9 protein-coding genes are annotated in these 14,949 nt (G+C 55.7%); 7 read left to right on the forward strand and 2 right to left on the reverse strand.

All coding sequences use genetic code 11. The annotated features are described in order from the left end of the window. The first annotated feature begins 4 nt into the window (after window positions 1-4). A complete protein-coding gene (locus PYR66_04700) occupies window positions 5-1,144 on the forward strand; it encodes a glycerate kinase (GenBank protein ID WEF29034.1) in 1,140 nt (379 codons plus the stop codon). Window positions 1,145-1,896: 752 nt separating this feature from the next. On the opposite strand, the gene barA is transcribed toward PYR66_04700, so the two are convergent. Continuing rightward, window positions 1,897-4,647, reverse strand: coding sequence for a two-component sensor histidine kinase BarA (gene barA, locus PYR66_04705; protein WEF29035.1), 2,751 nt, complete (start codon window positions 4,645-4,647; stop codon window positions 1,897-1,899). A 110-nt stretch (window positions 4,648-4,757) separates the two neighbouring features. Here barA and rlmD point away from each other — a divergent pair, with 110 nt between their 5' ends. From rlmD to eno, 5 genes are all read left to right on the forward strand, one after another. Further along, window positions 4,758-6,062 carry a 23S rRNA (uracil(1939)-C(5))-methyltransferase RlmD gene (gene rlmD, locus PYR66_04710; GenBank protein ID WEF29036.1) on the forward strand — a complete coding sequence of 435 codons (1,305 nt, stop codon included), beginning with the start codon at window positions 4,758-4,760 and terminating at the stop codon, window positions 6,060-6,062. Window positions 6,063-6,185: 123 nt separating this feature from the next. Continuing rightward, a complete protein-coding gene (relA, locus tag PYR66_04715; protein ID WEF29037.1) occupies window positions 6,186-8,423 on the forward strand; it encodes a GTP diphosphokinase in 2,238 nt (745 codons plus the stop codon). 69 nt (window positions 8,424-8,492) lie between these two features. Further along, window positions 8,493-9,284, forward strand: coding sequence for a nucleoside triphosphate pyrophosphohydrolase (mazG, locus tag PYR66_04720; GenBank protein ID WEF29038.1), 792 nt, complete (start codon window positions 8,493-8,495; stop codon window positions 9,282-9,284). A 279-nt stretch (window positions 9,285-9,563) separates the two neighbouring features. Continuing rightward, window positions 9,564-11,201: a CTP synthase (glutamine hydrolyzing) gene (gene pyrG, locus PYR66_04725; protein ID WEF29039.1), complete on the forward strand. Its 1,638-nt coding sequence runs from the start codon at window positions 9,564-9,566 to the stop codon at window positions 11,199-11,201. Window positions 11,202-11,282: 81 nt separating this feature from the next. Beyond that, complete coding sequence (eno, locus tag PYR66_04730; protein ID WEF29040.1) at window positions 11,283-12,581, forward strand: phosphopyruvate hydratase; 1,299 nt, start codon at window positions 11,283-11,285, stop codon at window positions 12,579-12,581. A 67-nt stretch (window positions 12,582-12,648) separates the two neighbouring features. On the opposite strand, the gene PYR66_04735 is transcribed toward eno, so the two are convergent. Continuing rightward, window positions 12,649-13,758, reverse strand: coding sequence for an SDR family oxidoreductase (locus tag PYR66_04735; protein WEF29041.1), 1,110 nt, complete (start codon window positions 13,756-13,758; stop codon window positions 12,649-12,651). A gap of 514 nt (window positions 13,759-14,272) precedes the next feature. Here PYR66_04735 and queE point away from each other — a divergent pair. Further along, window positions 14,273-14,944: a 7-carboxy-7-deazaguanine synthase QueE gene (gene queE, locus PYR66_04740; GenBank protein WEF29042.1), complete on the forward strand. Its 672-nt coding sequence runs from the start codon at window positions 14,273-14,275 to the stop codon at window positions 14,942-14,944. Window positions 14,945-14,949: the final 5 nt, after the last annotated feature.

The raw sequence follows: 14,949 nt of genomic DNA on the forward strand, positions 1-14,949 counted from the left end.
GCTTATGAAGATAGTGATCGCGCCGGATTCTTACAAAGAGAGCCTGAGTGCGCTGGATGTCGCCGCCGCGATAGAAGCGGGATTTCGCGAGATTTATCCCGATGCGGAGTACGTTAAAGTCCCGGTAGCCGACGGCGGCGAGGGTACTGTTGAAGCCATGGTTGCCGCGACGCATGGGCATGTGGTGCCGGTCAGGGTGACCGGGCCGCTCGGCGAACCGGTGGAGGCCTTTTACGGCCTTTCCGGCGATGCGCGCTGCGCCTTTATTGAGATGGCGGCGGCTAGCGGTCTGGAGAGCGTGCCGCTCGTGCGGCGCAACCCGCTACTGACCACCTCATGGGGGACCGGCGAGCTGATTCGTCATGCGCTGGATGCGGGGGTGACGCAGATTATTATCGGTATCGGCGGCAGCGCCACCAATGATGGTGGTGCTGGGATGGCGCAGGCGCTGGGAGCGAAACTGCTGACTGCGGATCGGCAGCAAATGGCGCCGGGCGGCGGCGCGCTGCAGACGTTGGCGCAGATCGATCTTAGCGAACTGGATCCAAGGCTGGCAGGCTGCCGGATTGATGTCGCCTGCGACGTGACTAACCCGTTGATCGGCCCGGATGGCGCGAGCGCGGTATTCGGTCCGCAAAAAGGGGCGACGGCGCAGATGATCGAACGCCTTGATAGCGGCCTGCGACATTATGCGCACATTATCGCCCGTGATTTAGATATTGATGTGCTGAGCCTGGAAGGGGGTGGCGCGGCGGGTGGCATGGGGGCTGCGCTGTATGCGTTTTGCGGCGCTAAGCTGCGTCCGGGGATTGAGATTGTGACCGACGCGCTGCAGCTGGCGGAGCTTGTGGCGGATGCCGATTTAGTGATTACCGGCGAAGGGCGTATCGATAGTCAAACCATCCACGGCAAGGTGCCGATAGGGGTGGCGAAAGTGGCTAAACGTTTTAACGTGCCAGTGATTGGGATTGCCGGCAGCCTGACCGCCGATGTCGGCGTGGTGCATCAGCACGGTCTGGATGCCGTCTTTAGCGTGTTGTATACCATCTGTACGCTGGATGAGGCGCTGACGCATGCCGCCGCCAACATACGGATGGCGGCGCGTAATGTGGCCGCGGTATTGCAGATGGGGGGTAAGCTGTAACCCGGCTGGCGCAGTGGGTTTTGTCGTTTTGTAGCCCGGATAAGGCGCGTAGCGCCGCGATCCGGGAACCGTCCCCGGTGGCGCTTACGCTTACCGGGGCTACCAACCGAATGCCGGACCGTAGCCCGGATAAGGCGCGCCGCGATCCGGGAATCGTCCACCGGTGGCGCTTACGCTTACCGGGGCTACCAACTGAATGCCGGGCTGTAGCCCGGATAAGGCGCGCCGCGCCGCGATCCGGGAACGGTCCCCGGTGGCGCTTACGCTTACCGGGGCTACCAACCGAATGCCGGACCGTAGCCCGGATAAGGCGCGCAGCGCCGCGATCCGGGAACCGTCTCCGGCGGCGCTTACGCTTACCGGGGCTACCAACTGAATGCCGGACCGTCGTCCGGATAAGGCGCGCAGCGCCGCGCTCCGGGAATCGTCCTGGCGCTTACGCTTACCGGGGCTACCAACCGAATGCCGGACCGTAGCCCGGATAAGGCGCGCCGCGCCGCGCTCCGGGAACCGTCCCCGGCGGCGCTTATGCTTACCGGGGCTACCAACTGAATGCCGGACTGTAGCCCGGATAAGGCGCGCAGCGCCGCGATCCGGGAACTCTCCCCGGTGGCGCTTACGCTTACCGGGGCTACCAACTGAATGCCGGACTGTAGCCCGGATAAGGCGCGTAGCGCCGCGATCCGGGAACCGTCTCCGGCGGCGCTTACGCTTACCGGGGCTACCAACCGAATGCCGGACCGCCCCCCGAATTACACGCCGAGCTTGCACGCTTCGCGGGCGACGTTATCCATCTCATCGAGCAATTCCAGCAGCTCCGGCTCCAGATCTTCGGCTGCGGTACCCGCGCGCAGCTGGCTTTCGAGGGTATGGCACAACTTCTTCAGCCGCGGCACGCCGCTGTAGCTACAGCTGCCGTGCAGCTTATGGATTAAATCCAGCAACCCTTCAGGCGCCTCGCCAACCAATTGTTCTTCAACCTTATTACGGACCTCGGGCATAAAGGCGAGCAGCATTTGCAGCATTTCCCGCGCCAGGTCCGGCTTCATTGCCGCCTGACGCAGCGCCAACTGCCAGTTGAGCGTCACATTATGATCGATAACCGGCTCAACCGGTTCGGCCATCTGCGGCGCTGGCACGTGCATGCCGGGCTGGTAGCGCAGCAGCAGGGTATTAAGCTTGTCTTCTTCGATAGGCTTCGCCAGATAATCGTTCATCCCGGCGGCCAGCAGTTTCTCGCGCTGTCCCTCAAGAGCATGGGCGGTCACCGCAATCACCGGAGTCTGCTGCTGATGCGGTAGATGACGAATCAGCTCGCAGGCACGAATACCGTCCATATCCGGCATCTGAATATCCATCAGAATAAGATCCAACTGCGACTGTTTGGCCTGCTCAACGGCATGCTGACCGCTATCGCACAGTATGACATGCTGCACTAGATCTTCCAGCAACACGCCGATGAGCTTGAGGTTAGCCGGATTATCATCCACCGCCATCACCGTCATCGGCAACTTATGGCTATCGATATACGGCTGGGGTACCGGCGGTTGCGCGCGGCAAGATGCCATCAGTACCGGGAACAGGCGGGTGGAGGTCAATGGTTTCAGCAGACAGGCGGCGACGCCGTTTTGCTTCAGCTCTTCGGCACTGACCTGCGCGTGGCAGGGCAGGCCGAGCACCAACATATCGGCCAGCGAACAGGCGCGGGTCAGCTTATCCCGCTGGTTGTTGAGGTCGCGCATTGATACCGGAATACCGGCCAGCAAAATATCGTAGTGGGCATCCGGCAACGCGGAAAGCGTCGGGCTATAGACTACTTCCAGCGGCGTGGTGGCCAGCAGCTCCATGGTACTTTGCGCGGCGGTTGAGTTGGCTTCGATATAGGCCAGCTTTTTACCCGTCAGGCAGTAGGTATCGAAACCGTCGGTACTGGCATTCGGGTTCAGATCGAGGCTGATATGGAACCAGAAGGTTGAACCGCGGTTCGGTTGGCTATGGAAGGAGATATCGCCGCCCATCTCTTTCACCAGACGCTGGGTGATGACCAGCCCCAGCCCGGTGCCGCCGTGGCGGCGGGAGATGCTGGCGTCGGCCTGACGGAACGCCTGGAACAGTCGCGACTGATCGCGCTCCGGAATGCCGATGCCGGTATCGTGGATTTGCACCTCGATTTGTACCCTGGAATTGCTCATTGCCCGTTGTTCAACCAGTACATCGATATTGCCGTGTTCGGTGAATTTAATGGCGTTCCCCACCAGGTTGGTGATCACCTGCTGTAGACGCAGCGGGTCGCCGATAACATTATCCGGCACATCGTTTTTAATGTTGAGCGTCAGCTCCAATCCTTTATCGTGCGCCGAGTGCGCCAGCAGCGTGACGACTTCATCCAGTGTATTGCGCAGCAGGAACGGAATGCTCTCCAGTATCAGCTTGCCGGCTTCCAGTTTGGAGAAGTCGAGCACGTCATTAATAATCGCCAGCAGATTGTTGGCGGAGCGCTCGATGGTGGTCAGGTGGTCACGCTGGGTGGTATTGAGATCGGTTTTCAGCGTCAGGCGGGTAAAACCAATCACCCCGTTCAGCGGGGTGCGCAGCTCGTGCGACATATTGGCGAGGAATTCGGATTTGATGCGCGCGGCTTCCTGGGCGCGTTTTTTCGCCAGATCCAGCTCGACGTTCTGGATCTCCATTTGCTCAAGCGTTTCACGTAGATCCGAGGTGGCCTGATCGACGTTGTGCTGCATCTCTTCGTGATAGGCCGCCAGCGACATTGCCATCGAGTTAATGCCGTTCTTCAGCATATCCAGTTCGCCGAGCATAAAGCCTTCGACGCGGCTATCGAGCTGGCCGCGACGGATGCGGTCAACGGTATTCACCATATTGCGAATCGGCCCGGTGACGTCGCGCATCAGGCGCCAGCCGAAGATCAGCGCAATGCCGATACAGAACAGCATCATGACGCTGGAGATAAAAATCTCTTTGTACTGCTGCAGGCGTACCGATTTGAGATCGAGCTCCAGCGCCACGTAGCCGAGCATGTTATCCGGCATTTTAGCATCGCTTTCCGGCGACTCATCAGGCAGATAGCTTTCGGAAACGATCGGCGTGCGCAGCACCATGATATCGCCGTGGCGAGTAACGCTCAGCCGACGGGGGAAGGCGGCGCCGTGCGGCAGCTGCATTTCCCGCGGATCGAGCTGGTAGTTAGAGGTAACGAACAGCCGGTTTTTCGAATCGTAAATGGAAATCGCCCGCACGATATCGGAATGGCGGCGGTGCAGCACGCTAATCAACTGGCCGATTGACTCGCGGTTTTGCAAATTCATGCCATATTCACTGGATACCGCCAGCGGTTCGATAATGCTGGCGCCGGCATCTTCGAGCTGCCGCTGTAAGTCGTTATAGCGGTGGGCGACGAAGAAAATGCTGAGCAGCAAACCAATCAAAACGGTCGGCGCCAGAATAAGAATCATCATGCGAGCACGTAGGCTGTAGTTGGTCATGCGGTTCCATTATGGGAGAATATACATATCAACCTTCAGACGGCTTCTGTATCGGCAGCCTGAATGATTTCATGTATAGAGTCAGTATATTTTTGAGATAATCCTCTACGATGGCGCAATTCTACTCTGCAAAACGGCGTGTGACGACGCGCCAGATCATAACCGTGACAGTAAATGACCTCGATCCTTTTGGCCAGGGCGTAGCCCGCCATCAGGGTAAGGCGCTGTTTATCCCGGGCTTGCTGCCACAAGAGCAAGCGGAAGTCACGCTGGTAGAAGATAAAAAGCAGTATGCCCGCGCTCAGGTCAAACGCCGACTGAATGACAGTCCGCAGCGTGAAACTCCGCGTTGCCCGCATTTTGGCGTCTGCGGCGGATGTCAGCAGCAGCATGCCAGCGTTGCACTACAGCAGCAAAGCAAACGCGCCGCGCTGGCTCGCCTGATGAAACGGGATGTCGACGACATTATAGCCGCTGAGCCATGGGGCTACCGTCGCCGCGCGCGTCTGAGCTTGAATTATCAGCCAAAGACCCAACAATTGCAGATGGGCTTTCGCAAGGCCAACTCCAGCGACATCGTTGATGTGGTGCAGTGCCCCGTATTGGTGCCCCAACTTGAGGCGCTGCTGCCCGCAGTTCGTGAGTGTTTAACGGCGCTTAAGTCTTTGCGACAGCTTGGTCACGTTGAATTGGTGCAGGCGGATAACGGTCCGCTGATGGTTTTACGCCACACCGCCGCGTTGCCAGCGGCGGATAAAGAAAAACTGGAACGCTTTTCGCAAACTCATGGTCTATCCCTGTACCTCGCGCCGCAAAGCGAGATACTTGAACATATTCGCGGCGATGAGCCATGGTACACGTCAGACGGACTACGCTTAGTGTTCAGTCCGCGCGATTTTATCCAGGTCAACGACGGCGTTAACCAGCAGATGGTACGCACGGCGCTGGCGTGGTTGGATATTCAGCCGCAGGACCGCGTTCTGGATCTGTTTTGCGGGATGGGCAATTTCACCCTGCCGCTGGCGAAAGCGGCGGCGAGCGTGGTCGGCGTCGAAGGTGTGCCCGCGCTGGTGGAGAAGGCGAGGGAAAACGCCGCCCTCAATGGGTTGCAGAACGTAACATTCTTTCATGAAAACCTGGAAGAAGACGTTACCCGGCAGGCCTGGGCGAAGCACGGTTTTGATAAAATTTTACTCGATCCGGCCCGCGCCGGCGCGCCAGGCGTGATGGCGCATATTATCAAGCTGGCTCCGCAGCGGGTGGTGTATGTTTCCTGTAACCCGGCGACGCTGGCGCGCGATAGCGACGCGTTGCTACAGGCGGGGTATCGCATGCAACGGCTGGCGATGCTGGATATGTTCCCACACACCGGCCACCTGGAATCGATAGTATTGTTTGAGCGCGAGCTTACATAAAATCGTTCAGTCCGCATCGGGGTAACAGTGACGATGCCTGATAGCGGTGTGGATTGAAGTATGAAGGGTATAAAAGTTAAGGCTTGCTGACTTCGGTAGGCTGCGTCCCTTAAGGAGAGGACAATGGTTGCGGTAAGAAGTGCACATCTAAATAAAGCTGGTGAGTTTGACCCGAAGAAATGGATCGCGAGTCTGGGGATTTCCAGCCAGCAGTCGTGTGAGCGCTTAGCCGAGACCTGGGATTATTGCCGCGTCACCACGCAGGGACATCCGCAAGCGGACCTCCTGTTATGGCGCGGCGTGGAGATGGTGGAAATCCTCTCCATGCTTAATATGGATATCGACACCCTGCGGGCCGCCTTGCTGTTTCCACTGGCGGACGGCAACGTCGTCAGCGAAGAGGTTCTGCAAGAAAGCGTCGGTACATCGGTCGTCACCCTGATTCACGGCGTGCGCGATATGGCGGCGATCCGCCAGCTGAAAGCCACGCACACCGACACCGTCTCCTCGGAACAGGTCGACAATATTCGCCGCATGCTGCTGGCGATGGTTGATGATTTCCGCTGCGTGGTTATCAAGCTGGCCGAGCGCATCGCCCATCTTCGCGAAGTCAAAGATGAGCCGGAAGATGAACGCGTTCTGGCGGCAAAAGAGTGTACGAACATCTATGCGCCGCTGGCTAACCGCTTAGGGATCGGCCAACTGAAGTGGGAGCTGGAAGACTACTGCTTCCGTTATCTGCATCCGGATGAATACAAGCGCATTGCTAAGCTGCTGCACGAACGCCGTATCGACCGCGAGCACTACATTGACGAATTCGTCGGCCACCTGCGCTCGGAAATGAAAACCGAAGGCGTAAAAGCCGAGGTGTACGGGCGCCCAAAACATATCTACAGCATCTGGCGCAAAATGCAGAAAAAGCATCTTGCCTTTGATGAGCTGTTCGACGTGCGTGCGGTACGTATCGTCGCCGAACGGTTGCAAGACTGCTATGCGGCGCTGGGGATTGTGCATACTCACTATCGCCATTTGCCTGACGAGTTCGACGACTATGTGGCGAATCCGAAGCCGAACGGCTACCAGTCTATTCATACCGTGGTGCTCGGGCCGGGCGGCAAAACGGTTGAGATTCAAATTCGCACTAAACAAATGCACGAAGACGCCGAACTTGGCGTTGCGGCGCACTGGAAGTACAAAGAGGGCGCCAGCGCAGGAGCCAGCGGCGGCCGAGGCCATGAAGATCGCATCGCCTGGCTGCGTAAGCTGATTGCCTGGCAGGAAGAGATGGCCGATTCCGGTGAAATGCTCGATGAAGTGCGCAGCCAGGTCTTCGACGATCGGGTCTACGTGTTTACGCCGAAGGGCGACGTGGTCGACCTGCCAGCGGGTTCAACGCCGCTCGACTTCGCCTACCATATCCATAGCGATGTCGGGCATCGCTGTATCGGCGCGAAAATTGGCGGGCGCATCGTGCCGTTCACCTACCAGCTGCAGATGGGCGATCAGATTGAGATCATCACCCAGAAACAGCCGAACCCGAGCCGCGACTGGCTGAACCCAAACCTCGGTTATGTTACGACCAGCCGCGGGCGATCCAAAATTCACGCCTGGTTCCGTAAACAGGATCGCGACAAGAATATCCTTGCCGGGCGGCAGATCCTCGACGATGAGCTGGAGCATCTGGGGATCAGCCTGAAGGACGCGGAAAAACATCTGCTGCCGCGCTACAACTTCAATGAACTGGATGAACTGCTGGCGGCCATCGGCGGCGGCGACATTCGCCTCAACCAGATGGTCAACTTCCTGCAGGCGCAGTTCAACAAACCGAGCGCCGCCGAGCAGGATGCGGCCGCATTGAAGCAGTTACAGCAGAAAACTTATACCCCACAGAACCGCAGTAAAGATAATGGCCGGGTGGTGGTGGAGGGCGTCGGTAACCTGATGCATCACATTGCCCGCTGCTGTCAGCCGATCCCTGGCGACGAAATCGTCGGCTTTATCACCCAGGGGCGGGGTATTTCGGTTCACCGCGCCGACTGCGATCAACTGGCTGAACTACAGTCGCACGCGCCGGAACGTATCGTTGACGCGGTATGGGGCGAGAGCTACTCGGCGGGGTATTCGCTGGTGGTCCGCGTGGTCGCGAACGACCGTAGCGGCCTGCTGCGCGACATTACCACCATTCTCGCCAACGAGAAGGTGAACGTACTGGGCGTGGCCAGCCGCAGCGATACCAAACAGCAGTTGGCGACCATCGATATGACCATTGAAATCTACAACCTGCAGGTGCTGGGCCGGGTGCTCGGCAAGCTGAACCAGGTGCCGGACGTGATCGATGCACGCCGCCTGCACGGCGGTTAAACCGTACTCTTTTGTAGGCCGGGCAAGGGCGTAGCCGCCGCCCGGCATTTTTTTTATCAGGACAGAGCTATGAACCAAATTGACCGCTTGCTCGGCATTATGCACCGCCTGCGCGACCCGGAAAACGGTTGCCCGTGGGATAAAGAACAGACCTTCGCCACTATCGCGCCATATACCCTTGAAGAGACCTACGAAGTGCTGGACGCCATTGCGCGCGAAGATTTTGACGATTTGCGCGGCGAGCTTGGCGATCTGCTGTTCCAGGTCGTGTTCTATGCTCAGATGGCGCAGGAAGAGGGGCGTTTTGATTTTAACGACATCTGCGCTGCCATCAGCGACAAACTGGAGCGTCGCCATCCGCATATCTTCGGCGATGCTTCGGCGGGCGATAGCGCGGAAGTGCTGGCGCGCTGGGAGCAAATTAAGAGCGCTGAGCGTGCCGAAAAAGCGCAGCACTCGGCGTTGGACGATATTCCGCATAGCCTGCCCGCGCTGATGCGCGCGCACAAAATTCAGCGTCGCTGCTCGGCGGTGGGCTTCGACTGGACCTCGCTTGGCCCGGTGCTCGATAAGGTGCATGAAGAGATTGATGAAGTTATGCATGAAGCGCAGCAGGCGGTCGTTGATGACGCTAAACTGGAAGAGGAAGTCGGCGACCTGCTGTTCGCCACGGTGAATCTCTCCCGCCATTTAGGCGTCAAAGCGGAAGTGGCGTTACAGAAGGCGAACCTCAAATTCGAGCGCCGCTTCCGCGAAGTTGAGCGTATTGTCGCCGCCAGAGGCCTGGAAATGACCGGCGTTGACCTCGATACCATGGAAGAAGTCTGGCAAGAAGTAAAGCGCCAGGAAACTGATCTCTAACGAGTTTTCGTGATCAAGCGCTATTTGTGTGATTTTATAAATAACAAGCGCTTGATTTACGTCAAAAACATTTCGCCAAAAGCGGCTATTTTCTCATTCCGTTATGTTGTTGAAACACCATGTAGCCTGCCTCTTCGAGTTGTTCGAGTCGCAACACAGGTGCAGCTTGAAGAAAGAAGGGGAGGGGAGAATGAAAATTTGTGGCGTCACACATGTTCGGGTATACTACTTTCCCGTCCTGGTTATTCCATCGTTTTACCCTAACTTCTCAGGTTCAGCATGACAACGAACTATATTTTTGTGACCGGCGGGGTCGTATCCTCTCTGGGTAAAGGCATTGCCGCAGCTTCCCTGGCAGCCATTCTCGAAGCCCGTGGGCTCAATGTAACTATCATGAAACTGGATCCGTACATCAACGTCGATCCGGGCACCATGAGCCCAATCCAGCACGGGGAAGTGTTCGTTACTGAAGACGGCGCTGAAACCGATCTGGACCTGGGCCACTATGAGCGTTTCATCCGCACCAAGATGACTCGCCGTAACAACTTCACTACCGGCCGTATCTACTCCGACGTTCTGCGCAAAGAGCGCCGTGGCGACTACCTGGGCGCAACCGTTCAGGTTATCCCGCACATCACCAACGCGATCAAAGAGCGCGTACTGGCTGGCGGCGAAGGCCATGACGTGGTGCTGGTCGAAATCGGCGGCACCGTAGGCGATATCGAATCCCTGCCGTTCCTCGAAGCTATCCGTCAGATGGCGGTAGAAATCGGCCGTGAGCATACTCTGTTCATGCACCTGACCCTGGTGCCGTACATGGCGGCGGCGGGTGAAGTCAAAACCAAACCGACCCAGCACTCTGTTAAAGAGTTGCTCTCCATCGGTATTCAGCCTGATATCCTGATTTGCCGCTCCGATCGTGCGGTTCCGGCCAATGAACGCGCAAAAATTGCATTGTTCTGCAACGTCCCGGAAAAGGCTGTGATTTCTCTGAAAGACGTCGATTCCATTTATAAAATTCCAGGCCTGTTGAAATCTCAGGGGCTGGACGATTATATTTGTAAACGATTCAGCTTAGACTGTCCGGAAGCAAACCTGGCCGAATGGGAACAGGTTATCTATGAAGAAGCTAACCCGGCAGGCGAAGTCACCATTGGTATGGTCGGTAAGTACATTGAACTGCCGGATGCCTACAAGTCGGTGATTGAAGCGCTGAAACACGGTGGTCTGAAAAACCGCGTAACCGTCAACATCAAGCTTATCGATTCGCAGGATGTTGAAACGCGCGGCGTCGAGATCCTTAAAGATTTGGACGCGATCCTGATCCCGGGCGGCTTCGGCTACCGCGGCGTTGAAGGTAAGATCGCCACCGCGCGTTATGCGCGTGAGAACAATATTCCATATCTGGGTATTTGTCTGGGTATGCAGGTTGCGCTGATTGAATTCGCGCGCAACGTAGCGGGCATGGAAAACGCCAACTCCACGGAATTTGTGCCAGACTGTAAGTACCCGGTTGTGGCGCTGATTACCGAATGGCGTGACGAAGAAGGTAACGTTGAGGTTCGCACTGAGAAGAGCGATCTCGGCGGCACCATGCGCCTTGGCGCGCAGCAGTGCCAGTTGGGTGATGATTCTCTGGTCCGTCAGCTGTATGGCGAGCCGACAATCACCGAACGCCATCGTCACCGCTACGAAGTCAACAACATGTTGTTGAAACCGATTGAAGCTGCCGGCCTGCGTGTTGCGGGTCGTTCCGGGGATGATCAGTTGGTCGAGATCATCGAAGTGCCGAACCATCCATGGTTTGTGGCCTGCCAGTTCCACCCGGAATTTACTTCGACGCCGCGTGACGGTCATCCGCTGTTTGCTGGCTTTGTGAAAGCCGCGAGCGAGTACCAGAAGCGCCAGGCGAAGTAAAAAGAGTTAGAACGGCAATGCACCCAATTGGGTGCATTGTTTGTCTGGAGTTTTAGTTTAACTTGTACTGAGGAAAACCTAATGTCCAAAATCGTTAAAGTCATCGGTCGTGAAATCATCGACTCCCGTGGTAACCCGACTGTTGAAGCCGAAGTTCACCTGGAAGGTGGTTTCGTCGGTATGGCAGCTGCTCCGTCAGGTGCTTCTACTGGTTCCCGCGAAGCGCTGGAACTGCGCGATGGTGACAAATCCCGTTTCCTGGGTAAAGGCGTAACCAAAGCTGTTGCTGCGGTAAACGGCCCGATCGCTCAGGCAGTCCTGGGTAAAGATGCGAAAGATCAAGCTGGCATCGACAAGATCATGATCGACCTGGACGGTACTGAAAACAAATCCAACTTCGGTGCGAACGCAATCCTGGCGGTATCCCTGGCGAACGCCAAAGCAGCTGCTGCTTCTAAAGGCCAGCCGCTGTTCGAACACATTGCTGAACTGAACGGTACTCCGGGCAAATACTCCATGCCGGTTCCGATGATGAATATCATCAACGGTGGCGAGCACGCTGACAACAACGTCGACATCCAGGAATTCATGATTCAGCCGGTTGGCGCGCCGACTCTGAAAGAAGCCGTACGTATGGGTTCTGAAGTGTTCCATCACCTGGCGAAAGTTCTGAAATCCAAAGGTATGAACACCGCTGTTGGCGACGAAGGCGGCTACGCGCCGAACCTGGGTTCCAACGCTGAAGCGCTGGCTGTTATCGCTGAAGCGGTTAAAGCGGCTGGCTATGAGCTGGGCAAAGACATCACTCTGGCGATGGACTGCGCAGCTTCTGAATTCTACAAAGACGGTAAATACGTTCTGGCCGGCGAAGGCAACAAAGCGTTCACCTCTGAAGAGTTCACTCACTTCCTGGAAGAACTGACCAAACAGTATCCGATCGTTTCCATCGAAGATGGCCTGGACGAATCTGACTGGGACGGTTTCGCATACCAGACCAAAGTACTGGGCGACAAAATCCAGCTGGTTGGTGACGATCTGTTCGTAACCAACACCAAGATCCTGAAAGAAGGCATCGAGAAAGGCATCGCTAACTCCATCCTGATCAAATTCAACCAGATCGGTTCCCTGACCGAAACTCTGGCTGCAATCAAGATGGCGAAAGATGCTGGCTACACCGCTGTTATCTCTCACCGTTCTGGCGAAACTGAAGACGCGACCATTGCTGACCTGGCTGTTGGTACCGCTGCAGGCCAGATCAAAACCGGTTCTATGAGCCGTTCTGACCGCGTTGCTAAATACAACCAGCTGATTCGTATCGAAGAAGCTCTGGGCGAAAAAGCACCGTACAACGGTCGTAAAGAGATCAAAGGCCAGGCATAATCCTGTCTTTCTCTGAAATAAAAATGCCAGTCTGCGGACTGGCATTTTTTTTACCGGCAAATTGCGATTACTTAAAGTCGACGGCCATTTGCTGGGGGATGGAAAGGCCGCGGGTCGTTTGTACGCAGCGGTCAATATAATCGGTGAAACGCGGCGGCTTAGGCATGCCCATGCTGAGCAGCTTATCGTTGCTGAAGCGAACGTTCAGCGTCGCGAAGGCACCGTACAGGCGCATGGCTTTCAGCATCAGGCGTTCGTTGCATGGACCGAAGATATCCTTCAATTCACGGCGCATCTTCACTAATGTCTCGTAGCTTACCTGCGCATACCGGTCGCCAACCGGAGCCTGCTCCAGCGCTGAGGCCATCGCGCGGTCTATCTCCGCGAACTTCACGCTGTTTTCTTCCCCGGCAGAGATATGTACGACTTCTCCCCGCTCAAGCGGGCGTTCTAACAACATCAGCAGGGCATCGGCGCAGTAGTCGACCGGAATGACGTCAACGCGGTCTTCCATCGAACAGAGGAATTTTTGCAGCATCAGCCCCATGCTGAACACCCAAAAGATACTACTTGAAGGCTGGCAGCCGTGATGGGTATGGCCCACGACGATAGAAGGTCGGGCGATGGTCAACGGTAACGTTGGACACTCTTCCTGCATCAAGCGCTCGATGGTCGATTTGGAGTGCGTGTATTCAACCAGATGCTCGGCATGCTCGCGGAATTCGGCGCTTTCAGCGACCAGCGAATCCGGCTCAGGCGTGCAGGACATTGCGGTACCGACGTGGAGAAAACGTTGTAGCCCGGCGACGCGAGACATGCGCTGGGCAAATTTGAACGTGCCTTCAACGTTGACTTTCCAGATCAGCGGGTTGTTGCCAAATGAGGCGACGGCGGCGCTGTTCAGCACGTGGGTCACCTGTTCCAGACGTGGGTCGTCAAGGAACGCTTCCGGCGATGACAAATCGCCGAGCAGGATCTGCCGGGTGGTTAATGTCGCCAGCTTCTCCTCTGCAATATTGAATTTACGCAGGTTTTCCTTCACCCGGGCCAGAGCCGCTTCATCATTATTGGCTCGCACCAAGAGCAGTAGATTAATCCCATTTTCATTATTAAGGATATTTTCTAATACTGCTCCACCCAGAAATCCGGTAACGCCTGTAATTAATAATGTATTCATGAATGCAGTCTCTCATGGTTGGTCGAGTGGATTCTAGGCGCGGAAAATTAAACATTCATTAAATAAAAACAAGCTGAGGAAAGCTATTTCTTAAGCTTATTTTAAGCTATGGAAATAAAGTGAATTGGATTTGACATTAGGCATGTATAAAAAATTCATTGTTTCATGTATCTGTTTGTACATTATTGATTGTTATTGGTTTTTTAATTTTATTTTTGATGGGTGATAATGTCATTAAGATCATAAAAAACATTTTTTGTTACATCTAAATAAGTACACAGATATTTCTTAAAATAGTGATAATTAATGCAGTGTAATGAAGGTCCGCGGCGCATGCTAAAACAACAATGAAAACTCAGCAAATACATTGCGTGCTTATTTCATAGTCCGCTAACTAATATAAAAAGAGAGCTTACGGAACGCTGGAGATGCGCCATGGGAATCGCAGCTGAGGACAAGACCTGAGCGCCTAAATCTGCGATAATGCTTTTTTACAACCTAAACAGAGATGACTATGCAGTACCCGATTAACGAGATGTTCCAGACCTTGCAAGGCGAGGGTTACTTTACCGGCGTGCCTGCCATTTTTATTCGTTTGCAGGGATGCCCGGTTGGTTGCGCCTGGTGCGACACCAAACATACCTGGGATAAGCTGGCCGATCGGGAAGTTTCTCTATTTAGCATCCTTGCGAAAACCAAAGAGAGCGACAAGTGGGGCCCGGCAACGAGCGAAGACTTGTTGGCGATTATCGGCCGTCAAGGATGGACCGCGCGTCACGTGGTGATCACCGGCGGCGAACCTTGTATTCACGACCTCACGCCACTGACGGACCTGCTGGAACAACATGGGTTCAGCTGCCAGATTGAAACCAGCGGTACGCATGAAGTTCTCTGCAGTCACAACACTTGGGTGACGGTCTCGCCGAAGGTGAACATGCGCGGCGGCTATGATGTTCTTTCTCAGGCATTGCAGCGCGCGGATGAAATTAAACACCCGGTTGGCCGCGTACGTGATATTGAAGCGCTGGATGAACTGCTGGTCACGCTGGCCGACGAAAAGCCGCGTATTATTGCGTTGCAGCCTATTAGCCAGAAAGAAGATGCGACGCGTCTGTGCATTGATACCTGTATCGCCCGTAACTGGCGTTTATCCATGCAGACGCATAAGTATTTGAATATTGCCTAGTCATG

Origin of the sequence: Klebsiella aerogenes (assembly GCA_029027985.1) — a bacterium.
In the GTDB taxonomy this organism is placed as follows: domain Bacteria; phylum Pseudomonadota; class Gammaproteobacteria; order Enterobacterales; family Enterobacteriaceae; genus Klebsiella; species Klebsiella aerogenes_A.